Origin of the sequence: Bacillus horti (assembly GCF_030813115.1) — a bacterium.
Taxonomy (GTDB): Bacteria; Bacillota; Bacilli; order Caldalkalibacillales; family JCM-10596; genus Bacillus_CH; species Bacillus_CH horti.
On record NZ_JAUSTY010000010.1, the window covers coordinates 55,293 to 79,935 of the forward strand.

Annotated in this window: 31 protein-coding genes and 1 riboswitch; of the genes, 26 read left to right on the forward strand and 5 right to left on the reverse strand. The window is 42.0% G+C overall.

Translation table 11 applies throughout. From position 1 onward, the window contains the following. Positions 1–119: 119 nt before the first annotated feature. Genes J2S11_RS12660 through J2S11_RS12670 form a run of 3 tightly spaced genes read right to left on the reverse strand, consistent with a single transcriptional unit; the run spans position 120 to position 992 of the window. A complete protein-coding gene (locus tag J2S11_RS12660) occupies positions 120–350 on the reverse strand; it encodes a spore germination protein (RefSeq protein WP_307395084.1) in 231 nt (76 codons plus the stop codon). A 53-nt stretch (positions 351–403) separates the two neighbouring features. After that, complete coding sequence (locus tag J2S11_RS12665; protein ID WP_307395086.1) at positions 404–742, reverse strand: hypothetical protein; 339 nt, start codon at positions 740–742, stop codon at positions 404–406. Between the two features lie 28 nt (positions 743–770). Further along, positions 771–992, reverse strand: a complete 222-nt coding sequence (locus tag J2S11_RS12670) for a spore germination protein (protein ID WP_307395087.1) — start codon at positions 990–992, stop codon at positions 771–773. Positions 993–1,226: 234 nt separating this feature from the next. Here J2S11_RS12670 and J2S11_RS12675 point away from each other — a divergent pair, with 234 nt between their 5' ends. Beyond that, positions 1,227–1,670: a hypothetical protein gene (locus J2S11_RS12675; RefSeq protein ID WP_307395088.1), complete on the forward strand. Its 444-nt coding sequence runs from the start codon at positions 1,227–1,229 to the stop codon at positions 1,668–1,670. Between the two features lie 39 nt (positions 1,671–1,709). On the opposite strand, the gene J2S11_RS12680 is transcribed toward J2S11_RS12675, so the two are convergent. Further along, complete coding sequence (locus J2S11_RS12680) at positions 1,710–2,234, reverse strand: Hsp20/alpha crystallin family protein (protein WP_307395091.1); 525 nt, start codon at positions 2,232–2,234, stop codon at positions 1,710–1,712. A gap of 115 nt (positions 2,235–2,349) precedes the next feature. On the opposite strand from J2S11_RS12680, the gene J2S11_RS12685 reads away from it, so the two are divergent. Both J2S11_RS12685 and J2S11_RS12690 read left to right on the forward strand, forming a co-directional pair. Next, positions 2,350–2,559, forward strand: coding sequence for a hypothetical protein (locus tag J2S11_RS12685; protein ID WP_307395287.1), 210 nt, complete (start codon positions 2,350–2,352; stop codon positions 2,557–2,559). A 36-nt stretch (positions 2,560–2,595) separates the two neighbouring features. Next, complete coding sequence (locus tag J2S11_RS12690) at positions 2,596–2,829, forward strand: hypothetical protein (RefSeq protein ID WP_307395092.1); 234 nt, start codon at positions 2,596–2,598, stop codon at positions 2,827–2,829. A 35-nt stretch (positions 2,830–2,864) separates the two neighbouring features. On the opposite strand, the gene J2S11_RS12695 is transcribed toward J2S11_RS12690, so the two are convergent. After that, positions 2,865–3,353: a hypothetical protein gene (locus J2S11_RS12695; RefSeq protein WP_307395093.1), complete on the reverse strand. Its 489-nt coding sequence runs from the start codon at positions 3,351–3,353 to the stop codon at positions 2,865–2,867. 144 nt (positions 3,354–3,497) lie between these two features. On the opposite strand from J2S11_RS12695, the gene J2S11_RS12700 reads away from it, so the two are divergent. The 23 genes from J2S11_RS12700 to metC all read left to right on the forward strand — a co-directional run bounded on the left by J2S11_RS12700 (position 3,498) and on the right by metC (position 24,583). Continuing rightward, on the forward strand, positions 3,498–3,746 hold the full coding sequence (locus J2S11_RS12700; RefSeq protein ID WP_307395095.1) for a hypothetical protein: 249 nt from the start codon (positions 3,498–3,500) through the stop codon (positions 3,744–3,746). Positions 3,747–4,036: 290 nt separating this feature from the next. Then, complete coding sequence (paaX, locus tag J2S11_RS12705) at positions 4,037–4,939, forward strand: phenylacetic acid degradation operon negative regulatory protein PaaX (protein ID WP_307395097.1); 903 nt, start codon at positions 4,037–4,039, stop codon at positions 4,937–4,939. Positions 4,940–4,951: 12 nt separating this feature from the next. Continuing rightward, positions 4,952–5,377: a PaaI family thioesterase gene (locus J2S11_RS12710; protein ID WP_307395099.1), complete on the forward strand. Its 426-nt coding sequence runs from the start codon at positions 4,952–4,954 to the stop codon at positions 5,375–5,377. 366 nt (positions 5,378–5,743) lie between these two features. Beyond that, the gene (gene paaA / locus J2S11_RS12715) at positions 5,744–6,715 is read left to right on the forward strand and encodes a 1,2-phenylacetyl-CoA epoxidase subunit PaaA (protein WP_307395101.1); all 972 of its coding nucleotides are present in this window, start codon (positions 5,744–5,746) and stop codon (positions 6,713–6,715) included. Between the two features lie 31 nt (positions 6,716–6,746). Continuing rightward, entirely contained in the window at positions 6,747–7,112 is a 366-nt protein-coding gene (paaB, locus tag J2S11_RS12720; protein WP_307395103.1) for a 1,2-phenylacetyl-CoA epoxidase subunit PaaB, read from the forward strand. A gap of 31 nt (positions 7,113–7,143) precedes the next feature. Continuing rightward, positions 7,144–7,974 (forward strand): 1,2-phenylacetyl-CoA epoxidase subunit PaaC, encoded by an 831-nt coding sequence (gene paaC, locus J2S11_RS12725; protein ID WP_307395105.1) that lies wholly within the window; start codon positions 7,144–7,146, stop codon positions 7,972–7,974. 9 nt (positions 7,975–7,983) lie between these two features. Then, on the forward strand, positions 7,984–8,463 hold the full coding sequence (paaD, locus tag J2S11_RS12730; protein WP_307395107.1) for a 1,2-phenylacetyl-CoA epoxidase subunit PaaD: 480 nt from the start codon (positions 7,984–7,986) through the stop codon (positions 8,461–8,463). Positions 8,464–8,607: 144 nt separating this feature from the next. Then, positions 8,608–10,065, forward strand: coding sequence for an aldehyde dehydrogenase family protein (locus tag J2S11_RS12735; protein ID WP_307395289.1), 1,458 nt, complete (start codon positions 8,608–8,610; stop codon positions 10,063–10,065). 39 nt (positions 10,066–10,104) lie between these two features. After that, positions 10,105–11,313: an acetyl-CoA C-acyltransferase gene (locus J2S11_RS12740; protein WP_307395109.1), complete on the forward strand. Its 1,209-nt coding sequence runs from the start codon at positions 10,105–10,107 to the stop codon at positions 11,311–11,313. A gap of 81 nt (positions 11,314–11,394) precedes the next feature. Then, entirely contained in the window at positions 11,395–12,171 is a 777-nt protein-coding gene (locus tag J2S11_RS12745) for an enoyl-CoA hydratase-related protein (RefSeq protein ID WP_307395111.1), read from the forward strand. Positions 12,172–12,196: 25 nt separating this feature from the next. Continuing rightward, positions 12,197–12,499, forward strand: coding sequence for an EthD family reductase (locus J2S11_RS12750; RefSeq protein ID WP_307395113.1), 303 nt, complete (start codon positions 12,197–12,199; stop codon positions 12,497–12,499). A 16-nt stretch (positions 12,500–12,515) separates the two neighbouring features. Continuing rightward, positions 12,516–13,289, forward strand: coding sequence for an enoyl-CoA hydratase-related protein (locus J2S11_RS12755; protein ID WP_307395115.1), 774 nt, complete (start codon positions 12,516–12,518; stop codon positions 13,287–13,289). Positions 13,290–13,295: 6 nt separating this feature from the next. After that, positions 13,296–14,078 (forward strand): enoyl-CoA hydratase-related protein, encoded by a 783-nt coding sequence (locus J2S11_RS12760; protein ID WP_307395116.1) that lies wholly within the window; start codon positions 13,296–13,298, stop codon positions 14,076–14,078. Between the two features lie 46 nt (positions 14,079–14,124). Next, positions 14,125–14,976, forward strand: a complete 852-nt coding sequence (locus tag J2S11_RS12765) for a 3-hydroxyacyl-CoA dehydrogenase NAD-binding domain-containing protein (RefSeq protein WP_307395118.1) — start codon at positions 14,125–14,127, stop codon at positions 14,974–14,976. Next, a complete protein-coding gene (locus J2S11_RS12770) occupies positions 14,963–15,763 on the forward strand; it encodes a 3-hydroxyacyl-CoA dehydrogenase family protein (protein ID WP_307395120.1) in 801 nt (266 codons plus the stop codon). The genes J2S11_RS12765 and J2S11_RS12770 overlap by 14 nt, the downstream gene beginning before the upstream one ends. 4 nt (positions 15,764–15,767) lie before the next feature. Continuing rightward, a complete protein-coding gene (locus J2S11_RS12775) occupies positions 15,768–16,778 on the forward strand; it encodes an NAD(P)H-dependent flavin oxidoreductase (protein ID WP_307395122.1) in 1,011 nt (336 codons plus the stop codon). Further along, on the forward strand, positions 16,775–17,929 hold the full coding sequence (locus tag J2S11_RS12780; protein WP_307395125.1) for a Glu/Leu/Phe/Val family dehydrogenase: 1,155 nt from the start codon (positions 16,775–16,777) through the stop codon (positions 17,927–17,929). The genes J2S11_RS12775 and J2S11_RS12780 overlap by 4 nt, the downstream gene beginning before the upstream one ends. Positions 17,930–17,954: 25 nt before the next feature. Then, complete coding sequence (pdhA, locus tag J2S11_RS12785) at positions 17,955–19,007, forward strand: pyruvate dehydrogenase (acetyl-transferring) E1 component subunit alpha (protein WP_370875517.1); 1,053 nt, start codon at positions 17,955–17,957, stop codon at positions 19,005–19,007. Between the two features lie 33 nt (positions 19,008–19,040). After that, positions 19,041–20,054, forward strand: coding sequence for an alpha-ketoacid dehydrogenase subunit beta (locus J2S11_RS12790; RefSeq protein ID WP_307395291.1), 1,014 nt, complete (start codon positions 19,041–19,043; stop codon positions 20,052–20,054). Positions 20,055–20,108: 54 nt separating this feature from the next. After that, positions 20,109–21,416 carry a dihydrolipoamide acetyltransferase family protein gene (locus J2S11_RS12795; RefSeq protein WP_307395292.1) on the forward strand — a complete coding sequence of 436 codons (1,308 nt, stop codon included), beginning with the start codon at positions 20,109–20,111 and terminating at the stop codon, positions 21,414–21,416. 168 nt (positions 21,417–21,584) lie between these two features. Then, positions 21,585–21,710, forward strand: a complete 126-nt coding sequence (locus J2S11_RS12800) for a hypothetical protein (RefSeq protein WP_307395128.1) — start codon at positions 21,585–21,587, stop codon at positions 21,708–21,710. 157 nt (positions 21,711–21,867) lie between these two features. Beyond that, positions 21,868–21,969: riboswitch (SAM riboswitch) on the forward strand. A 264-nt stretch (positions 21,970–22,233) separates the two neighbouring features. Next, complete coding sequence (locus tag J2S11_RS12805) at positions 22,234–23,388, forward strand: methionine biosynthesis PLP-dependent protein (RefSeq protein WP_307395130.1); 1,155 nt, start codon at positions 22,234–22,236, stop codon at positions 23,386–23,388. Beyond that, positions 23,381–24,583: a cystathionine beta-lyase gene (metC, locus tag J2S11_RS12810; protein WP_307395133.1), complete on the forward strand. Its 1,203-nt coding sequence runs from the start codon at positions 23,381–23,383 to the stop codon at positions 24,581–24,583. Before J2S11_RS12805 ends, metC begins: the two co-directional genes overlap by 8 nt. Positions 24,584–24,643: the final 60 nt, after the last annotated feature.

The following is a 24,643-nucleotide window of genomic DNA, read 5'->3' on the forward strand; positions in this document are numbered from 1 at the left end:
GTCCCAAAAGTCATCCTAAATGACGCTGGGAGTCCTCTTTACATAAAATAAAAAAGCATGCTTGAGCAAGATGCTGAGCATGCTTTTTTTCTTGCGACCCATGATTATAAAATGTAGTGTTAGAGCTGCTTCTGTGGTTGATCAATGAAATCAGGATCAAAGACCAAATTGAAGTTTCCATTCGTTGCTGGACGCACTAAGGCATTACCAATAATAGATTGACTTCCAACGGACTTAGAACTTGAAGAAAATCCTTTGCCAATCACATTTCCAACGTTTACTGAGCCATTACTTGAAGCATTAATGACCTCAATATTAAAAATCTGATTAAGATGTGTATAAAAAAGCATAATTTATCCCCTTTCAATTAGAACTTTCAGGCTATTCTTTGCAATTCAAACCATTAAGGAACACCACCTATATCGCCGACTCCACCTACATCCACTTCGCCAACTCCTCCGACTCCTACATCACCTATCCCGCCAACATCACCAACCTCTCCAGGGGTAACTGGAGGGGCACTGGGAACAACCCCCTCACTAGGAATACTAGGTCCTCCTGGAGGTAGAAGCTCGGCAGGAGGAATATGAGGAACCTCTGCTCCACCAGGTGCTGTGGCTGGAAGGGTAGGGATACTGGAAATGGAGGACCTATTATCACTTAAAATCGTTCTACCTATATTTAGAGACCCAAGGTTTGTGATGGATTCAATACATAAATTCGTAATGCAAATCTTTAACATGAAACACACCCTTTCTTAAGTGATAGGATTATAATTGTTTTTGTGGCTGATCAATTAAGTCAGGGTCAGAAACAATATTTTTATCAAAGTTGGTAGAAGGACTGTTGATAGAGTCCCCGATGACAGTTTGCCCCCCAACAGATTTTGAGTCGGCCTTGTTTCCCTTAAGAATCGTATTACCAAAATTAATCGAACCATTACTGGAAACGTTGTTAACCCTGAAATTGAAGATATTATTAATATGAGGCATGACATCACCCTTTGGGAGCGTTTGGTTTATATATATGTATTAAAACAGCCTTGTGACACATTTACCCTGTCTTTTAGCCTACATTAGCAAATGGTATGAAATATTGCTTTAGCCAAACCCTTCCCTAGTTATTCGCATATACTACAAAAAGTTCGTTTTGCCTAGGACAAATGAGGATTTCCTCAGAGGGTAATTATAAAGGTCAATTTTGAAGGTGAATAGGGAGGGAATAGAGTGGTACATTCATTATATGAAGCATGTTATTCCTGTTTGGGGAAGAATGTAGTGCTACAAGTGATAGATGGCCGGGAGCTACGCGGTGTAGTGAATCATGTGACCGATGAACATATTGTTTTAAGTCCAATGATCGGTGGAGATGTTTTTGGAGTACAGGATTCACAAGCAGGATCACATTCAATAGTAGAAAATAATGAGATTGGAGAGCCTGAGAGGGGCTTTTTTAATCCTTATATAGTCCCTTTAGCAGCTATTGCAGGCTTAGCCGTAGTGGGCACAGCCCCTTTTTGGGGAGGTGGTGGATTTGGAGGTGGCTATGCAGGTTACGGAAAGCCTTTTTATGGTGGGTATGGCAGGCCAGGCTTCGGGTACCCAGCAGGTTACGGATACCCTCCAAGCTATGGAGCTGGATATGGGGGAGCAGGTGGCTTTTTCTGGTGAGGAAGTTAAATAGATAATTAAAGCTGTTGTGGAGAACATCTACTCAATGTTAATGTTCTCCATTTTCCGTTGAGTTCGAGGGAAGCTAATTTTTAGCAAACCATTGATGAACTTAGCAGAGACTTTATTTTCATTCACAGCTTCTGGTAGACGAACCGTTCTTTCAAAAGGACCATAGTGTCTCTCAGAAGAAATACTTTCCATATCTGATGTTAAGGGGTGTACAATACCCTTAATTTGAAGTAGATCATGGGCAACCCCTAATTGCACATCTTCTTTATGTACTCCTGGTAGTTCAATTAATATGGTAAGCTCATAGTCATTCCTAAATAGATCGATTCGGGGAAAGAGTGGCTTTGTCCTCTGGGAATGGTCATTATTTCTAGTCTCTCGAGCAGGATAACTGGACATATTAGGCTGTTGATCATGGTTTTGATTTGGTCCAAAAGCGAATTGATCTAATAGCTTTTTTGGATAATCACTACCAAACACTCCATTCCAGAAATCGCTCCCTTGGAATTGATCAGCAACATCTATCCAATGCTTTAATTTGTCTTTATCCATTGATCTCATCTCCTCCTCCAAGGATTTCTTACATAAATCCCTTGCCGGCCTCATATTGTAGTCATAGAGAGGAGGAAAGGGCGTGAGAACACCTTCTATATCTATTAATATTTTTATGATCAAAATTAATTCCTTTGAAAATGCGTCGGCAGTAAATATTGGTCAAAATCTATTAGCAGAATGGACGAATTCTGATAAGAAAAATCAAGGATATGGTCAAAATTTTGGGGATGATGGTGCTTTCCTGAATAATCGTAGCTTCGTAGATGACAAGGATGCTTTCGATTCAAATAACCACTTCCCTTCACGTGAACTATCATATTAAAAACAATCCAACATTCGGTAGGAGGGAGGTAATGATATGCAATTTGCCCCTATGGCTGTAAACTTGTTAGCTTTTAAAGCCAATACGGTAGATAGAGGATCATCAATTACATTAGGTCCATATCAACAAATTGACTATTTTCTTTCTAATAAGCAAAACCAAGGATTCGGGGAGGAGAACGGAGACTTTGGTGCTTTGTTTGTTCCTCTAAGCATTATATCAGATCCGGACGTCTCGGATTCTAATTCTGCTAAAACTAGTATTATCTAAGGGCTAGATTAAATTTGGGTAAAGCTTTTTCGTGATTACTCTTCCTTGCCTTTGATGGAGTATCGAGGAGGGAAATTTGAAGTAGACCTATTCAAAGAATCACTGGTGTGATCATTCTTGATCAATGAATTAGGAGATTCATTCCCTTCTTCTGTATTATTAGACTCAGCTGAAGTAGTGTTTGTTTTTATGTGCTTAGCAGTGGTATTGGCCTCACCATAGTTCGCACCTATGTTTAGCTTACCTTGTAATTCTTTAATACCTAACGCACCAAAATTATTACTTAGCTCAAATTTATCAATACTTATTTTTTCAATGTGTAATTTTTCTACAATGATTGGGGGTGAGATTTGTTCTGCTTGAGAGTGAACTGACGTATTTTCCTCATGATGATTGGGTTGGTCGAGCATAAGGAGCTTCTGCTCAAGATCATAAATATGCTGCTCTAGTTTATCTATTTTGTTTATGGCTTCTTTTACTTTTTTTTTCTGATTGATCCCTGAGAAAAATTCTGATAGCTTCATGGTCGTCCCCCTTAGTGCTTATTAGCTTTCTAGACAGCTATCATTAATAATCAAGCTCTTTTTATATGTATCTGGCTGCAATTAAAAATATGCAGGGATTTGTCCATCTTTTCAGAAAAGTAGTGTAGAAATGGAGGAGAATCCTTGACTAAAGGAGTAGATTTTGAACCAACAAATTGTCAAATAGGGATGTGCAAGGTTAATTCGTTGGGAATAGGATCAAGCTTCAGGGTAGGGCAAACTTGTGTGAAAAATTTTAACCATTGCCTTAAGCGAAACAATGGGTTTGGGGAAGATTTAGGAGATCGAACTATTCTGCTTAACCCTATTCAATTGATTGATGATGCTGATGTCTTTGATCTAAATACAGGTAGATACAGACTAAAGAAGTGAATAATGTACAGGAGCAGGGCGAATTTCAAAAGCTGACATCAACCATAGGGGATATGATTGATGTCAGTTTTTATTTTTCTCATTCTCTACTTGATATGGAGCATTTCCTTTTAAAGGGTAGAACGAACTGATTTTGTGAATATACAGGTAAAGTAGGTATATAACAAGTCAAAAGTGACTCTTGCACACATTTATACTCTACAAAACATATAACGAATATTTTACAGCACATGTTTTTCTCGTTATAATAGCTCTAAACTTATGTTTGTTAGAAGGATATGGGGTGTAGGATGGAACAAAGCTTAAATACTAGATCAATGATTTTCACATTATACGGAGATTATATCCATCATTATGGTGGTGAGATTTGGATAGGTAGTCTGATTAGGCTCATGGAGGAGTTTGGACACAACGCTCAGGCGATTCGTGCAGCTATCTCTCGTATGAGTAAGCAAGGGTGGGTAGAGGCTAGAAAGGAAGGAAACAAAAGCTATTACTATCTTACAGAGATAGGGAAGAAGCGAATGGATGAAGCGGCACAAAGAATTTTTAAGCTGCAAGCTCAGCCATGGGACGGTAAGTGGAGAATGCTTATTTACTCTATTCCAGAGGAAAAAAGAGCGATACGTGACGAACTGAGGAAAGAACTGATTTGGAGTGGCTTTGGCTCTTTGACATTCAGCTGCTATATTTCTCCCAATCCTCTGGAGCAGCAGGTACAGGATTTAATTAAAAGGTACCAGGTTGAGGAGTACGTAGATTTCTTTATTTCAAGCTATGAGGGCCCACATCAGGGACAGGATGTCGTAGCTAGATGCTGGAACCTTGAGGAGATTAATTCAAAATATCAGAGCTTTATTGAGCTGTATAGTAAAAAATATATTGTTGATCGGAACAAAATTGAAAAAGGAGATATGCAGGATGGGGATTGCTTTGTCGAGCGAACAAAGCTGATTCACGAGTATCGAAAATTTCTGTTTGTTGATCCTGGCTTACCTGAAGTTCTCTTACCTAAGGATTGGCTAGGAGATCATGCAGCCGCTTTGTTCAGGGATTATTATAAGGTGCTAGCGGAGCCAGCCAGCCGTTTTTTTGAGAGTGTCTACCAAGAGGGGAATGACGCTGCTCGAAGCGAGCTGTATAATGTTTTTGAACATCCATACATGGTACAGCAGCAAGGTAGAGATGAGTAGGAGGGGAGAGAGATGGAAGAAGTAAGCCCGTACACTGTTCAAGATTTATTAGATGTTGTTCATGGGGACAAGCATCCACCAAATTGTGATTTGACAATGAAAGTAAAAGCTTATTTTGCAAAGGATGGTTTAGCTAAGGGAATTTGGACAGTGCATCCAGAATTTCTCAATGGACATGGAGTAGCGATGGGAGGTTTTGTTTCTGCGGCGGCAGATATTATGATGGCTTATGCGATGGCGTCTAAGCTGGGAGAGAAGCAGGGCTTCTCAAGTATTACATTACAGGCGACATACCACCGACCTATAGCTCTTGGTACGGTAGAGATAGAAGCTAGGGTAGAGAGGCTAGGGAAATCTGTGGCTTATGTAGAAGCTACGCTAAGTCAAAACAATAAGAGGGCGGCAACACTAACATCATCTATCATGGTCGTAAACTAGGCTTTTAAAGAAGAAAATTCTTTAAAGGCTTTTTAATTTATTATCTGAATTTACAAGTTTAAAGGTAGATAGTATAAGAAAAGCTTGTATTGAAGTCCTCTCGAAGAAGTCGTTTAGTCCATCATTAGAGGAAGCTTTTCATGCCGTCAGAAAGTATAAAATTTGATGAAAACATGGTATCAAATTTTATACTTTCTTTATACGTTAAGAAAAACTAAGGCTTTCGCCACATCTTGGCGACAAGCCAAATTTTTCTAATGAAACCGTTTACAAATTATATAACACTATAATATAATGGCGTTGATAAAACGTAATACATGAATAGTGTTTCAGCATAGAGTGTAGGGAAGGGAGGTTTTATACGTTATGGAAGTGTATGTAGACAGCTTAAGTGAGGAACAGAAGCATGCTGCGTTTTTAGAGCGTATTGATCGTGGAGAGAAAATTGAAGCGGATGATTGGATGCCGGAGGATTACCGAGAGCAACTCGTTCGTCTAATTTCTATGCATGGCATAAGTGAAATTATGGGGGCACTTCCTGAGAAGGAATGGGTTCCAAAGGCACCTACCCTGCACCGTAAGCTAGCGATTATGGCTAAGGTACAGGATGAAATGGGGCATGGTCAGCTGCTGCTTCGAGTGGCTGAGGATTTGATGACTTATTGGGGGAAGGATCGAGATGATATCTACCGCGACCTAATCTCAGGTAAGCTGAAATTTCACAACGTTTTTCATATGACAGCGCCTACTTGGGCCGATGCAGGTATTATCGCATGGCTTGTAGACGGAGCGGCTATCATCACACAGAAAATGCTCCTAGATACGTCCTATGGTCCCTATGGTCGCGTCCTTCAGAGGATTTGCGCAGAAGAGGTTTTTCACATGCAACATGGGGAAAGCATTATCCTAAGCTTAGCGGAGGGCACAGAAAAGCAGCGCCAGTCCCTGCAGGAAGCACTCGATCGTTGGTGGTCGGGGCTATTAATGTTTTTTGGTCCACCAGAGGGAAATCAGATATCTAAGCACCAGCAAAAAAACCTGCGCTACAAGATTAGAGCGGCAACAAATGAAGAAATGAGACAAATGTTCTTATCTAAATACATTCCACGAATATGGTCCCTAGGCTTATCTATACCTGATGACACATTACGATTTGATGAAGAGAACCAGGAATGGTGCTATAAACAGCCTGATTGGGAGGAATTTAAGAAGATTGTGAGCAATCAAGGTCCAAAATCACAAGAGAGGCTTGGATTAAGAAAGGAAAGCTATGAAAATGGCGCATGGGTAAGAGAGCTCCTAGCAGCTCGTACCCTAGCTGCCGACTCCGTAGTGTGACATTCATAAGAAGGAGGCTCAGAAAAGGCGTATGGAAGAAGCTCGTCAGAATACTAGCCAGCAGTCTCAGCAAGGAGAAAGCAAGATGAACTATCCTATCTATGAGGTTTTTATTCAGAGGGATGCTAATACAGCATTTGTTCATCAAGGTAGCTTATTAGCACCAAATGAACAGGTAGCTTTGTTTCTAGCAAAAGAGAATTTTACAAGAAGACAGCCCTGCTACAATTTATGGGTTGTTGAGAGAAAACATATTGCTCAGCCATCACCAAACGAGAGAAAGGCCTTAGAAAAGCTAGAGGATAAACAGTACCGTGAAACAAAGGGCTATGGCTATTTAAAGAAAAAATGGCGTAAATATGACCAGGAGCAATTAACAGAAAAGAACTTATTGTAAGTACGTGTATGTAAAAAGGGGGATTAACGTTGTGTTACAAATAGGATCGGCAGAGGAAGCTAAGCAGAATCAAGAATATAGAGCAGCGTTAGTGGCTCTATTATTTCAGCTAGCCGATGATAACTTTCTGGTTGGTTATCGTGGCTCGGAATGGCTCGGGCTGGCCCCTCATTTAGAGGCTGATGTAGCCTTTAGTTCCATAGCACAGGATCATATGGGGCATGCTGCACTATTCTATCAGCTTTTGGAGGAGCTAGGTGAAGGAAAAGCAGATGATTTAGCTCATTTGCGAGAAGCTAGCTCCTTTCAAAATGCTAGATTGGTGGAGCGCTCCAATGGAAAAGGGGACTATATGGAGCATCCTCAGTATGATTGGTGCTATTCGGTGGTTAGACAATATATATTTGACCTATTTGAGCAGATGAGGATGAATGCGTTACAGCATTCTACTTACCTGCCACTAGCCCAAGCAGCAACTAAGATATCTAGAGAGAAGTATTACCATGTCCTGCATGGAGAAACATGGTTTAAAGAAATGGCTACAACAACAGATGAGGCGCGCTACAGACTTCTTATCGCCCTAGATAAAGTTTGGTCTGATATAGGTGAGCTTTTCTCGTGGGGACCGCAAGCAGCTAGCATTTGTCAGCACGGATTACTTGACGATGAACAGTTGTTACTTAACACGTTTACTAACCAGATGAGTAATATATTTGATGTCGTTCAGATTCCGTGGCCAGGGGATTTACAGCTGAAAGGTAAGGAGCAAAACGGTCGATATGGTCAGCACACAGTAGACCTAGAGGAAGCCTTGAAAAATATCTCTGAAGTATATCGACAAGATCCAACAGCAGCATGGTAGGTGAAAAGAGTGGCTGACATAACAAATGAGCAAGCGTGGCAATGGCTTGAAGACATTAAAGATCCAGAAATCCCTTCTGTCAGCATAGTTGATATGGGTATGGTGCTTGATGTAGAGACTAAAAGCACAGGGGAAACAGTCATTTATATGGTTCCAACGTTTGTTGGCTGTCCAGCTCTGGAAATGATTAAAAGGCAGATTATCACTTACTTTACCTCAAAGGAGGTACAGAAGGTTGAAGTATTCTTTAGCTTTTCTATTCCATGGAGTTCAGCTCATATAACAGAGCGAGGTAGAGAAAATCTAAAAAAGCATGGAATTGCTCCGCCTCCAAGGGACTTTAAGCTAGGTGATCCATGGACTGTCCAATGTCCTTATTGCCAGTCTAGCAAAACAGTTATAGATAATGTTTTTGGTCCAACTGCGTGTAGAAGTATTTTATATTGTTCATCCTGTAAAAACCCTTTTGAAGCCATAAAGCCGATATAGACAGAATACAAAAATAGGAATGCTATTTTACAAACTTTTAGAAGTACATGCAGCTTTTTAAAATCTTATTTTGAAAGCGTTTTCTAAAAAGGAGGAATCATTTTGTTAACTAAAGCAACGGTGAATGTGAAACAAAACTACCAAATGTATGTGAATGGTGAATGGGTAGATAGTTTAACTGGTGATACATTTGATACGTATAATCCAGCTACTGGTGAGCATTTAGCTGCGGTAGCTAAAGCTTCTAAAGAGGACGTAGACAAAGCAGTAGCAGCTGCAAGACATGCGTTTGATCATGGAAGATGGAAAACAACTCCTTTTAATAAGCGAGCTAGAATCTTAAATCAAATTGCAGCGATCATGAGAAATAGATTTAATGAGCTAGTTGAGCTAGAGGTATTAAATTCTGGCAAGGCGATTAGTGCTGCACAGGGGCAAGTGATGCAGGCCATTGAGGATTTTGAGTTTTATGCAGGTGCTATCGTTGCTCGTTCTGGTGAAACGAAGCCTGTTCCACCTGGTTTTTTTAACTATACAACAAAGGAGCCCGTTGGAGTTTGTGCTCAAATCATTCCTTGGAATTATCCGTTTATGATGGCCGCTTGGAAGGTTGCTCCTGCCCTAGCTGCAGGATGTACGATTGTCCTTAAACCAGCGAGCCTTACACCAATCACAGCGTTGGTTCTGGCTGAAATTTGTCAGGAGGCAGGTGTTCCAGCTGGAGTCGTTAATGTTGTCACAGGTCCAGGCTCCACCATTGGCTCTTACTTAGTTGATCATCCAGATGTTAATAAGGTGGCTTTCACTGGAGAAACTGAAACAGGAAAAGATATTATGGCTAAAGCTTCAGGAACACTGAAAAGAGTCACGCTAGAGCTTGGTGGGAAATCTGCCAATCTTGTTTTTGAGGATGCGGATCTGGATGCTGCTGTAGATGGAGCGTTATTTGGCATTTATTTTAATACAGGGCAATCCTGTGAAGCACGATCTAGGTTGTTTATTCATGAAGAGAAGTACGACGCTTTTATGGAAAAGTTTCTAGCAAAGGTTGAGAGACTTAAGCTAGGGGACCCTTTATCCAAGGGAACACATGTGGGCTCTATTATTTCAGAAAATCAGCTTCAAATTATTGATCAATATGTTCAGGATGCCATTCAAAATGGTGCTACTTTAGCTTATGGTGGGTACCGCCCTGAGCTGGAGGGCTTAGAGCAGGGTTATTGGTATATGCCGACTGTATTAACAAATGTAACAAATCAGATGAAGGTCGCACAGGAGGAAATCTTTGGACCTGTCGTTGTTGTGATGACCTTTAAGGATGAGAAGGAAGCGATTCAATTAGCTAACGATTCAAAATACGGATTAGCTGCTTCCCTTTGGACAACAGATCATGGGCGTGCTCATCGCGTCTCAGCTGCTTTAGAAGCAGGTGTCATCATGGTAAATTGTCCGTTCTCCGCTTTCCCTGGATTGCCGTTTGGTGGGTATAAGCAGTCAGGTTTCGGGAGAGAGCTTTCCATAGAAACGCTAGACTTATATTCAGAAACTAAGAGTGTCCTTTCCTATGTCGGAAGCAAGCCTTTAAATCCTTTTGGGATATAGTGTTAAATAATAGGCTTTGAAAGGGAAGGTGGATATGACATGGGGCTTGAGGAAGTTGTGATTATTGATGCTGTCAGGACACCAATTGGGCGGTACAAAGGGGCTCTAAAGCGTATTCGACCGGATGATTTAGCTGCTTCTGTCCTTAAGGAGCTCACAGTTAGAAATCCAAGTCTTCCGCTCGAACAAATTGACGATGTGATCATTGGTTGTGCGAATCAAGCGGGAGAAGACAATCGTAATATAGCTAGAATGGCATTGCTTTTAGCCGGATTACCTGTGGAGGTTCCAGGGAGTACTGTAAATCGGCTTTGTGGATCGGGCTTAGATGCTGTTCAATTTGCAGCTAGGAGCATTGCCAGTGGAGAGGGAGATATCTATATAGCTGGTGGCGCAGAAAGTATGACCCGAGCTCCGTATGTTATGGCTAAAGCCGAGTCAGATTTTCAACGTGGTGACCATACGTTGTTTGATACAACTCTTGGCTGGAGGTTTGTTAATAGAAAGCTAGAGCAGCAATACGACACACTGTCGATGCCTGAAACAGCAGAGGAGGTAGCTAGGCGCTTCAATATTTCTCGTCAGGAGCAGGATCAGTTTGCTTATTCTAGTCAGCAGCGCTACCAGCAAGCAAATCAAGCAAATAAATTTGACCATGAGCGAATGGAGCTGAAATGGAAGGACGGAAAAGGAAAAGAGCATGTTTTTCTAGAAGATGAACATCCAAGAGCAGAAACAACCCTAGAAAAGCTAGCTACTCTACCACCTTTATTTAAACATGGAACAGTGACAGCAGGGAATGCCTCGGGAATTAATGATGGAGCTGCTGCTGTACTTCTTATGAGCGCTAAGCGGGCGAAAGAGCTCGGACTAAAGCCTATAGCTAGATATGTAGCATCGGCTGTTGCGGGAGTAGAGCCGAATATTATGGGCATTGGACCTGTACCAGCCGTTCAAAAAGCATTAGGCCGAGCAGGGCTACATATAGCTGATATAGGTCGAGTAGAGCTCAATGAAGCTTTTGCCGCTCAAGCCATAGCGTGTATGAGGTTATTAGAGCTTGACCCTCTAAAGGTTAATGTAAATGGTGGAGCTATTGCTTTAGGTCACCCTTTGGGAGCCAGTGGTGCAAGGATTTTAACCACACTCATCTATGAGCTTAAGCAAAGTCAGTCACGCTACGGACTAGCAGCGATGTGTATAGGGGTCGGTCAAGGGATAGCAACGATAGTAGAGGCAGTGGAGTGAGGTATTTAGCAGATTCAGCATAAAAAAGAACAAGAGAAACCTAGTAGAACTTTTAAACTAGATATAAAAGGAGCTGGAAAGATGAAAACTGTTTTATTTGAACAGCTTAACCATATTGGCCTGATCACATTGAATCGTCCTGAAGCATTGAATGCTCTAAATTTAAATACTCTTACTGAGCTAGGAGAGCTCTTAGAGAACATTGAACAGAACAAGGAGCTTCGCGCTATTGTGATTCAAGGAGCTGGCAAAGCATTTTGTGTTGGAGCAGATTTAAAGGAAAGAAGAACACTGACAGAAGATGAAGTACGTCGAAATGTACGTAAAATTAGAGACGTATTTGATCAGCTCGAGCGATTACCACAGCCAACGATTGCTGCTCTACACGGCTACGCCTTTGGTGGTGGACTAGAGCTTGCCCTAGCGTGTGATTTACGGTATGTGGAACAGGATACTCAGCTAGGATTAACTGAGGTTAGCTTGGGTATTATTCCAGGTGCTGGAGGTACGGTACGCTTAACACAGCTTGTGGGTAAAGCGAAGGCGAAGGAGCTGATTTTACTGGCTGAGCGGATTCATGCTGAACAAGCGCTCAAGCTAGGGGTTTGTAATGAGGTAGCACAAGAAAGCCAAAGTGTCTTCAAGCTCGCCTTTGAAAAAGCGGAGGAAATCGCTAAATTGGCTCCACTAGCCGTTATTCAGGCGAAGCACGCTATCAATAAAGGGTACGAGACAGACACACAAGCAGCAATAGATATTGAAGCTAAAGCATATGAAACGCTCATTCCAACAGAGGATCGTGTAGAGGCATTAGCAGCCTTTAATGAGAAGCGTAGGCCGGTATTTAGAGGAAGATAAATATATTAATAATAGGAGGAAAAACATGGTAAAACTAATTGCTTTATATAAGCACCCGGAGAATAAGGAGGAATTTAACGATCATTATTATAACGTACACAGCCCGTTGGCAGGCGCGATGCCAGGCTTGGAAAAAGTAGAGGTAACAGAGATGTTTGGTTCTCCAGCTGGTGAGAGTAAGTACTACTTACAGGCTGAGCTTTACTTTAAGGATAAAGCTACATTAATGGCTTCGATGTCTTCTGCTGAGGGTAAAACAGCGGCTAAGGATTTAATGGGCTTTGCTGGACCTCTTGTGACGATGATGTTTGGCGAAGTGAAGGAATAATTGGAGGAGAAAAGATATGGCTGAGCCATTACTTATTGAGCAGACGGAAGGTGCTATATGTATTCTTCAGCTTAATCGTCCGAAGGTAATGAACGCTCTGAATCTAGAGATTGTCGATCAGCTTGTACATAGATTAGAGCAGCTTCAATATGATGATCAAATACGGTGTATTATACTCACAGGAAATGAGAAGGCTTTTGCTGCAGGCGGTGATATAGCTGAAATGTCCAAAATGACCTTAATGGAAATGAAGAAAAAAAATCAGTTTTTGCCTTGGGACCGCCTACACCGTTTCAGTAAGCCGTTAATAGCCGCTGTTCAGGGCTTTGCTCTTGGTGGTGGCTGTGAGCTTGCTATGAGCTGTGATATGATCGTTGCTTCGGAACGAGCTGTATTTGGGCAGCCTGAAATTAATTTGGGTATTATGCCTGGGGCAGGAGGGACACAGCGCCTTACAAAGGCATTCGGTAAGGCAAGGTCCTTTGAGCTTTTACTAACTGGAGACACCTTTTCCGCAGAGGAAGCGTTTGAGAGAGGGCTTGTCACTAAGCTGGTTCCTCATGAGCTCGTATTGGAGGAAGCGAAGCGATTAGCTAGACAGATCGCCAAGCAACCCCCGATGTCCGTCATGCTAATTAAAGAAGCTATTTATAAAGCGTTAGATACTCCCCTTCAGCAAGGAATGGATTTTGAAAGAAATGCCTTCTATATGTGCTTTGGAACGGAGGACTGCTCCGAAGGATTGAAAGCGTTTACAGAAAAGAGGAAGCCCTATTTTGAAGGGAGGTAGAATTTAATGAACCTTGAAACAGTAACGTTTACTGTCCATGAAAAGGTTGGTGTCCTTACGCTCAACTGTCCTAATAAGCTTAACGCTTTTACGAAGCAAATGAACGTAGAAATCCTACAGGTTACTAAAGAAGTAGCTAAGAATGAAGAAATTAGAGCGTTAGTTATTACTGGTGCTGGCAGGGCTTTTTGTGCCGGCGAGGATCTTGGAGCAATTGAAGCAGGGGAGGCCATACAGCACGGTGAGGTTTTACGTACACGATACAATCCTATGATGCTTGCTTTTTATCAGCTTGAGAAGCCAGTAATTGCAGCGGTCAATGGGGCAGCAGCAGGTGCAGGCATGAGCTTGGCCTTAGCTTGTGATTTTCGTATTGCATCAGCAAATGCTAGCTTTATTGAGGCCTTTATCCATATTGGCTTAGTTCCTGACTCCGGAAGTAGTTATTTTCTACCTCGTATCGTTGGCTTGGCTAAGGCTCTAGAGCTTTCTATTTTAGGAGAAAAGCTCAGCGCTGAACAGGCTCAGGAGCTAGGTTTAGTAACGAAAGTAACACAGCAGGAGGAGCTCATGGAACATACTTTAGCCTTTGCAGAACGATTAGCAGATATGCCCACAAAAGCTATTGGTCAGATCAAACAAACGATATATAAAGGGATAAATAGTTCGTTGACAGAGGCACTTGAAGCGGAAAGCTATGCTCAGGAAATTGCGGGTCAAACAGAGGATCATCGGGAGGGTATAGCTGCCTTTTTAGAAAAAAGAAAGCCAACTTTTCACGGGAAGTAATTGGAAATATAAAGATAGAATGGCAGATGTGAAGGGATGTTGCAGCATGCTCAAGCAGAAACATGAAGTAATGATTATTGGTGCAGGGACGATGGGCAGAGGAATTGCTCAGGTATTTCTACAGGGAGAAATGGTAGTTACTCTTATTGACAGCTCCCCCTCTGTTTTGGAGCAAGCCAAACAGGAAATTGGCCAAAGACTAAAGCGTCTTGAAGAAAAAAATAAGCTTTCCTCTCCTGCTATCCAGCTTATGGAGCGACTTAGCTGCTCAGAGCAAATAGAGGGTCACAAAGCAACACTTATCATTGAGGCGATTATAGAGAATATTGACGCAAAAAAACAGCTGTTTATAAAGCTAGATCAGTGCTATCCAGCTCCTGTGATACTGGCCACAAATACATCCTCTTTTTCTATTTCAGAAATGGCTGCTAGCTTGTCACAGCCTAAGCGAATGCTAGGGATGCATTTCTTTAATCCTGCCCCATTAATGCCTTTAGTGGAGGTAATTGCTGGTATTGATACGGATGAGGCTACTTTAGAGCAGGCTACAGAGCTGCTACGGTCTATCGAAAAGGAACCGATTGGGGTTAAGGACTCACCAGGTTTTATTGTGAATCGAGTAGCCCGACCATTTTATACAGAAGGCTTGAAAATGCTAGGAGAAGGTATAGCTGATGTGACTCAAATCGATGAAATTATGAAGGACGCGGGCTTTCCAATGGGACCTTTTGAGCTTCAAGACTTAATAGGAATTGATATTAATTTTGCAACAACTTGTACTATATACGAGGCGTATTTTCAGCATCCAAGATTCCGTCCACACCCTTTACAGAAACAGATGGTTAAAAGCAATCGATTGGGGAGGAAAACAGGGAGGGGGTTCTATGTCTATGACTGATAAAAAAGTGGTTGTTATAGGTCATACTGCTTTAAATGATCGTGTCATGGAATGGCTGACCCCATTAGAGCTTGAAGTGACCTGCGTCTCAATTGATCAACTACAGTTGAGAATTACTGACCAGGAAGTTATGAATGTTGAGCATATCCTGGACCATAAAACTGCTACAAAAATAACTCAATCGGATTTTATCTTTGACACGTTAACTGGACCTACAGAAACGAAGCGGCAGATGATCAAATGGTTGATGCTCCACAAGCAGGAGCAGGCACCACTGTTGACGTCAATTTTACATCATACAGCAACTGAAATTTCTAGCTGGGCAGAGCATGCTCCAGAAATTATAGGCTTTCACCCCCTACATTTTGAACGGTTAAAAATGATAGAGCTGGCACCTTCCCTGCAGCATGATCCAGCCATTTTGGGAGGAGTGCAATGTCAATTAACAGAATGGGGTAAAAAGGTTCAACTGATCCAAGATCAGGTTGGGGGAGTGTTCCCAAGATCGATTGCCTTACTCATTAATGAAGCAAGTTATGCTTTACAGGAAAAGGTAACAACTGCAGAAAGTATAGACCTGGCGATGAAAAAGGGTACTCATTATCCTTTAGGGCCACTTGAATGGGGAGATCAAATAGGTTTAGATCATATTCATTGGATTTTAGAAGGCTTGTTTCGTGAGCTTGGTGACGAGCGTTATCGTTCATCCGCGTCTCTAAAGAAGAAGGTGTACGCACAGCAAATTGGGATTGTTGCAGGTCGAGGGTTCTATGAATATGGAGCATGAAAGAATGACTAGAGGAGAGACTGAGCCTATATCAAGTCCAAGAGCTACTTTACTAGAGAGCTTAAATATCCAGAAGCCGATCATTCAGGGGGGGATGGGTAACATAAGCCCTGTCGAGTTATGTGTAGCGGTTACGCAAGCAGGGGGCTTAGGGCAAATTGGTGCAGGAACGTTATCTGTAGATGAGCTTAAGCAGAAAATAGAGATGGTTCAGAATCACCTACAGCCCAATGCTTCGTTCGGTGTAAACATTCCACTTAACGTTCATCCTCAGCTTCAGGACGTCATTCAGTTAGTGATCGAAAAGCAGGTGCCTATTGTTTCGTTATCAGCTGGGAATCCAAAGCCTTTCATTGCTGAACTGAAGGAAAGAGGTAGAAAGGTCATGGTTGTGGTGGCCACGGTAGAGCAAGGGAAAAAGGCCGAAAGCTGTGGAGCAGATGTCGTGATTGGTGAAGGCTTTGAAGCAGCAGGGAAAAATTCACCCAAGGAGCTTACAACTCTTGCCCTAATTCCTCAGCTCACAAAGGCTCTTCAAATCCCTGTCGTAGCCGCTGGGGGAATCGCAGATGGTCAAGGATTGTTAGCTGCTTTTGCCATGGGGGCAGCAGGTGTACAGCTTGGAACTAGGCTAGTCATGACAAAGGAAGCGACTCTTCATGAGCGTTACAAGGATGCTATTCTAAACGCTTCAGATGAAGACACGATCGTCTTAGGAAGAAGCTATGGATTTGTAACTAGACTATTACATACACCTTATGCCAAAAGTCTACTTCAAAGGGAAAAGCAAGGAATCAGGATAGAGGACCTATTAAGCGCTTTAGATGAAAAAAGTCACAGGCTAGGAGCTCAAGACGGTGAGCTTGATCAGGGGCATGTGAACGCAGGGCAAATAAGTGGATTTATTGATTCTATCCCTTCAGTGAGGGAGCTTTTTGAGGACATGGAGCTGGTGGCACGAAGACGTCTAGAGGAAATAAGAAGCGATTTTTATCAATGGGAGGATAAGCTATGAATACGATTCAACCAATGGAGCTTAATCTTAATCAGTCTGGGGGCTCTTTATCTGTTTTCCAGCAAATGAGCCAGCATGAACAGGTTGTTTTTTGTCAGGACGAGTCAACAGGATTAAAGGCTATCATTGCTATCCATAATACAACACTAGGTCCAGCTCTTGGAGGCTGCCGAATGCGTCCCTATGCTTCAGAGGAAGAAGCCCTAGAGGATGTTCTACGATTGTCGCGTGGGATGACATATAAGTGTGCTGCGGCAGATGTTGATTTTGGAGGAGGAAAGGCTGTTATTATAGGAGATCCTCACAAGGATAAATCTCCAGAGCTGTTTAGAGCATTAGGACAGTTTGTTCAAAGCTTAGGAGGTCGCTATTATACAGGCTGTGATATGGGGACACTACCTGAGGATTTTGTCCATGCAGCTAAGGAAACGCAATATATTGTAGGTGCTCCCGAGGAGTATGGTGGAAGTGGAGATTCTTCCATTCCAACAGCCCATGGCGTCATTATGGGGTTACGTGCAGTAAGTCAATTCTTGTGGGATACGACCCATTTAGCTGGAAAAACCTTTTCTATTCAAGGCTTAGGGAAGGTAGGCTTTAAGGTCGCTGAAACCTTACTAGCTGAAGGGGCAAACTTATTTGTTACAGATATTTATGAAAACTCAATCATAGAATTACAGAAGAAGGCAGAGACGCTTCCTGGTGAGGTCACTCGAGTGGATGGTAAAGAAATCTTTCAAATTGAAGCTGATGCTCTAGTTCCTTGTGCCATAGGTGGAATTATTAATGATATTTCATTGTCAGATTTAAAGGTTAAAGCGATATGTGGAGCAGCAAACAATCAGCTTTCAAAGGATTACTTAGGAGGAATTTTACAGCAAAGAGGAATTCTTTATGCGCCAGATTACATTGTCAATGCTGGGGGACTCATTCAGGTTTCAGATGAACTGTATGGTTTGAATAAGGAAAGGGTGCTTAAGAAAACAGAGGCCATTTTTGAAACATTAATGCAAACGTTCGAGGCGGCAGCCAAGCAATCTATTTCGACTATTGAGGCGGCTAATCAGGTTGTCGAACAGCGTTTAGAGCTGCGAAAAAGAAATAATAGCTTTTTTTCCCACCAGCAAAGACCAAAATGGAGTATTAAGTAAAGGGGGAGCATGCATGTTGACCAATATAGAGGAATACTTTCCTGTTACCCAATATGTCACTCCTGATGGGGAGATTACAGTAACTGATCCATCAGTTTATCGTCTAGATCTAGTCAAGAAAATGTACACCAGCATGCAAAGAGCTAGGTTATTTGATCGAAAAGCGATTACCCTACAGCGTCAAGGAAGAATTGGAACGTATGCTCCATTTGAGGGACAGGAAGCAGCTCAAATTGGAAGTGCTCTTGCACTAGGGGAGCAGGATTGGCTTTTTCCCTCTTATCGTGATCATGCAGCAACCATGACATTTGGTCATTCTTTAATATCTATTTTATTGTATTGGGCAGGTAGAATTGAAGGCTGTATTCCTCCACAAGATAAGCATATTTTTCCCCCTTCTGTCCCTATAGCTACTCAAATTCCTCATGCTGTCGGTACCGCATGGGCTGAAAAGCTAAAGGGTGGGGAAGGAGCATCCATCGTCTATTTCGGTGATGGGGCAACATCAGAAGGAGACTTCCATGAAGGATTAAATTTCGCGAGTGTTTTCCAGCTTCCTGTTGTATTTTTTTGTCAGAACAATGGCTATGCAATTAGTGTTCCCGTTTCCAAGCAAATGAGATCTAAAACCATCGCTCAAAAGGCTATTGCTTATGATATGCCTGGAGTTCGTGTGGATGGTAACGATGCCCTAGCTGTTTATCAAGTGACCAAAGAAGCGTTAGAGCGTGCTAGAAAGGGAGAGGGTCCAACTTTAATTGAAGCGGTAACCTGGAGGTATGGTGCACATACAACAGCTGATGATCCTACGAAGTATAGAGATCAGAGCGACAGTGAGGCTCGAAGACAATTTGATCCACTAGACCGTCTGGAGAAATTACTGCAAAGGCATGATGATTGGGATGAGCTATGGGCCCAAGAGCAGTCTAAGAAAGCCGAAGATGAGATTCAAACAGCAGTGATGGAAATGGAAGATAGACCTCCTGCCGATCCTACGTATATGTTTGAGCATGTGTTTGCCCAGGCACCTCAAAGCCTATTACAGCAGAAAAGGACTTTTGAAGAGAAGGGGGTGTAAGCTTTGAGTATGGAAGCGAAGTCGATAGGAAGAATGTCAAGCCAGTCAAGTCAGAATGAAACATCAACAGCTCCGATGACATTGGTTCAGGCGGTAACAGATGGTTTACGTACGATGATGCGTCGGGATGAAACGGTTCTCGTTTTGGGAGAGGATGTAGGACAGAATGGGGGAGTGTTTCGAGCAACGGATGGGCTACTTGCTGAATTCGGAGAAACGAGGGTTATGGACACCCCCTTAGCAGAAGCTGGCATTATTGGAGCTAGTATAGGTCTAGCGATGAATGGCTTTAAACCTGTAGCTGAAATACAATTCCTAGGTTTTATTTACCCTGGCTTTGAGCAAATTGTTGCCCATGCTTCACGTATTCGAACTAGAACATCAGGGAGGTATTCAGCACCGCTTGTCATACGGGCTCCTTATGGGGCAGGAATTCGGGCACCGGAGCTACATTCTGATAGCACAGAGTCATTTTTTGTTCATCTTCCAGGCTTAAAAGTGGTGGCACCTTCTTCCCCGTATGATGCCAAAGGGTTATTAATCGCAAGTATTGAGGACCCTGATCCCGTCTTATTCTTAGAGCCTATGAAAAGCTATCGAGCAGAAAGAGAAGATGTCCCTCTTGATCACTATACGGTAGAGCTAGGAAAAGCAAAGAAGCTACATGAAGGGGATGATGTTACAATCATCTCTTGGGGAAATATGGTTCGCCCTGCCCTTGAAGCGGCTAAGAGTATGGCTATGGAATCTCAGATACAAGCAGATGTACTAGATTTGCGGACACTTTATCCAATGGATGAAGAGGCTATTACAAAGTCTGTTGAAAAAACGGGAAGAGTGATTATCGTGCATGAAGGGCACAGGACAGGTGGAGTAGGGGCAGAAATTATATCTTTGATCAATGACCAAGCTTTATTTTCGCTTAGAGCGCCGATTGAACGTGTGACTGGCTTTGATGTACATGTCCCACTATTTGCTTTAGAGGATGATTATGTTCCTTCTGTTGAACGAATTAAAAAGGGCATCGCTAAGGTGATGACGTTTTAAACGAGAGAAAGAGTGAAGCGATGCTAATCAAAAGGAGGGATATACTTGTTTGACATGAAGCTGCATGATATTGGAGAGGGCATGACAGAAGGAGAGGTTGTCAGAATTCTAGTACAGCCTGGGGACAGGATTCAAGCTGATCAGCCTGTGCTAGAAGTGCAAACGGATAAGGTGTGTGCAGAGCTACCTGCTCCTGTTGGGGGTAAGGTAGTCGAAATCCTAGTACAAGTCGGAGATGTCATGCGTGTAGGAAGTACCTTAATTAAGATTGAGGAGCACAGTCAAGAACAAGCCGAAGAACGAGCCAAAGTGCAGGCAGAAGTTCAAGATGAAGTGCAAGTCCCTTTAGAGACAACACACCTTTCAGTAAAAGAAGATAATAGCAAGCATCCTTCACAACTCAAAAATGTAAAGGCGGCCCCATATACTAGAAAAATGGCCAGAGATTACGGTATTAATATTGAAACTCTCCAAGGAACTGGTCCATATGGAAGGATTACCATTGATGATGTCGCTAGATATGCTAGTGAACATGGCAAAAGTGAAGCTTTTGGGGAAGTAGCAACAACAACTATTGCTCATCAACAGAAAAATGCAGATACCACATTCGAACCTACCATTTCATCTAGCATGCCTGAAGTTATCCCTTTTACTGGTAGGCGTAAGCAAATAGCACATAAAATGAGTCAATCCATGCTAACTATCCCGCATGTTACCCACTTTGATCGAATAGATTTCACTCAGCTTCAGGAGCTCAGAGAACAGTACCATAAGGATACGCAAGGTTCATCTACTAATCTAGCTGGAGAGTATATCAACCAAGAGCGGTTGTCAGTCATGGCTTTTATTATTAAAGCACTGGCGATGAGTCTAGACCAATTTCGTATCTTTAATGCGAAGCTTAATGAGGAAAAAGGAGAAATTAGCATAGAGTCTCATGTGAATGTTGGGATCGCCGTTCATACAGACGAAGGACTAATTGTTCCTGTCTTACACCATGCTGAAAATCTCAGTATTTTTGATATTAATGAGCAAATGAAGCAGCTTACTTACCGAGCGCAGCATAATCAACTGCAAGCCAGTGATTTGCGTGGAGGGACAATCACAATAAGCAATGTAGGGCCTATAGGTGGAATGTTTGCTACCCCTATTATTAATTATCCAGAGGTCGCCTTGTTGGCTTTTCATCAGCTTGAGGATATGCCAGTTGTCAGAAATAAAGAGATCGTCATTCGTTCAATGATGAATTTTTCCATGTCCTTTGATCATCGAGTAGCAGATGGGGTTACCGCTGTACAGTTTACGAATCAAATGAAACGGATGCTTGAGAACCCGTTATCTCTTTTTTCTAAGCTAATCTAATTTAACCTAACTTCTTTATTAACTAACTGTCTTTACGTAGCATGTAAAGGCGGTTTTATTTTGTCTTCAGGGTAAGAAAGACAATTGCTTCACACAAGAAAAAAACATAGAATTAATATAGGCTGATAACGTTTCCAAGTAAGATGCAGTAGAACGGAGAGATGATACATGAACTCAAATTTTAGACTGAAATTAACAAGTATTATGATCCTATTTGCTATTATTGTCTCTTTAACTATTGCCGCCATGGACTATCGTCGATTAAAGGAGCAGGTGCCTTTAACTCATAGCTAGGCTAAGAAAAGAAAAAATAACCTTGATAAACAAATGAACATAGTATAAGATGAGAATAATCTAAAAATTATCATATATTTGATTGTGCATCATATTGATAATCATGAGAAAGTGTTTAGAACCTGTTTATGTAGCAAAGCTATATGTGTTCTAAGCATTCTTATCCAGAGAGGTGGAGGGACTGGCCCGTAGAAGCCTCAGCAACCAGTCAATACGTTGACCAGGTGCTAATTCCAGCAAGCAGCTTAAAAGGTTGTAGTGTTGTTTAAATAATAGCAGCAACTCACCAAACCTTTTGTGCATGCTTGATAGATAAGAAGAAGCGATTTTTAATAAAAGAGGGAAAGAAAAGACAATGTAAAGAGGTTCAATCAAAGGATTCCTCTAGTTGTCACTTCCGTACACTCCTCTTTTTATCTTTAGGAATCATCGCCTTCTTCTTTGGAAGAAGGCTTTTTATATTTTGAAGCCTTCTTACAAGCAAAGCTACAAGGATTGACTAATAATTAGGAGGCTATTGAAAATGAGTAAAAAACAAGAGGAATATCGATGTAGAACCCAACTAGTCCAGCTAGGTAATGGTAAAGATCCACGCACTGGAGCCGTTAACCCCCCTATCCATTTGTCCACCGCTTATCGTCATGAAGGGATTGGGCAATCCTCAGGGTATGATTACGTCCGAACAGGTAATCCTACCAGGCAAATTGTAGAAGAAGGAATAGCCAATTTAGAAGCAGGAGACCAAGGCTTTGCCTGTAGCTCTGGTATGGCTGCCATCCACACATTATTTTCCATTTTTGAGCAAGGTGATGAGATTATTGCTTCTCTTGATCTTTACGGAGGAACGTACCGTTTATTTGAGCAAGGCTGGCGCAATTGGGGACTAACGTTTCATTACGTAGACCCTAGAGATGTGACCGAACTGGAAGGTCGGATCAATGCTAAGACAAAAGCTATTTTCATTGAAACGCCTACAAATCCGTTAATGCAAACCGTTGATATTGGAGAGGTTAGCCAGATAGCAAAGAAACATGATGTTTTACTTATAGTAGACAATACATTCTATACCCCTCTTCTTCAAAGACCAATTGAGGAAGGAGCGGATATTGTTGTCCATAGTGCAACGAAATATCTAGGGGGACATAATGATGTGTTAGCTGGTTTAATCGTAGCCAAGGGAAAGGAGCTTTGTGAAAAGCTTGCCCTTTATCATAACGGAATTGGTGCCGTCCTTTCACCCTTCGACTCCTGGCTACTCATTAAGGGAATGAAGACGCTAAGCCTTAGAATAGAAGCTCATGCGTCAAACGCCAAGAGGCTAGCCCAAGTGTTAAGTGAGCATGAGGCAGTGGAAGAGATTCTCTACCCTGGTCAGGGAGGAATGCTTTCCTTTCGATTAAGGCGTAGTGAATGGGTTGATCCTTTTTTAAGGAGTCTCAAGCTGATTACTTTTGCTGAAAGCTTAGGTGGTGTAGAAAGCTTTATTACGTATCCATTCACCCAAACTCATGCAGACATTCCAGAGGAAACAAGAATTCAGAATGGAATTTGTAAAAAGCTGTTACGCTTTTCCGTAGGTATAGAGCATGTGGAGGACTTAGTAGGAGATATTCAGCAAGCATTAGCACAGGTCTTAAGCTTGGAGCTTACGAATGAGGGGGTTAACATCCATGGCTAAGCAAACGTATGATTTTCAAACAAAACTCCTGCACAATGATCATAAAATAGAGAAGTATACTGGTGCGGTCAGTGTACCCATCTATCACGCTTCTACCTATCATCAATGGGATGTGGAGCAGCCTGGTGAATATGATTATGCTCGCTCAGGTAATCCAACTAGAGCAGCGTTAGAGCAAACGATAGCTGAGCTAGAAGGTGGTTCGAGAGGCTTTGCCTTTGCTTCAGGTATGGCCGCTATTACAACTGCTTTCTTCTTACTATCTAAAGGCGATCATGTCTTAATTTGTGATGATGTATATGGTGGAACATACAGAATGATTACTAAGGTCCTTAGTCGATTTGGGATTGAGCATAGCTTTGTAGACATGAGTAATGTAGACGAAGTCGAAGCTAGTATAAAGCCCAACACCAAGGTGTTATATATAGAAACACCATCTAACCCTTTGCTTAAAGTGACTGATTTGAAGGCGATTGTCCGACTGGCTAAGAAGTATGATTGCTTAACCTTTGTAGACAATACCTTTCTAACACCAGTCCTACAGCGTCCGTTGGAGTTAGGGGTAGATGTGGTTATCCATAGTGCTACTAAGTTTATATCTGGCCATAGTGACGTCATATCAGGACTTATTGTCGTGAAGAATGAAGAGCTTGCTGAACAAATTTATTTTCTTCAAAATTCATTCGGAGCCGTTTTAGGAGTTCAGGATTGCTGGCTCGTATTACGCGGATTAAAAACCTTATCTGTCAGAATGGAGCAATCTACGAGAAGTGCGTATCAAATTGCAGCATTCCTTGAGCAGCATCCTTTGGTCGAGCAGGTTTATTATCCAGGACTACGCTCCCATGAAGGCTACTCGATCCAACAGCAGCAAGCTAAATCAGCGGGGGCGGTCCTTTCATTTTCACTTAAAAACAAAGAAGCCGTTAAACAATTTGTAGAGCGGGTTCAACTACCTGTGTTTGCTGTAAGCTTAGGTGCAGTCGAATCTATCCTATCTTATCCAGCACAAATGTCACACGCGGCAATGTCTCCTAAAGAGAGGGAGAAAAGAGGAATTACAGATGGACTATTGCGTCTTTCTGTAGGTCTTGAGAGCACAGAGGATTTGCTTCGAGATCTAGAGCAAGGCTTAGAGGGAGTAGGAGCAACATATTCCTTCCGTTTAGAAAGTCGGGAAAAGCAGATTCGCTAGAGAGTGGCAGAGATACAGAGAAAGACTAAAATTATAAAAGTAATTTGACAATCATAAGAT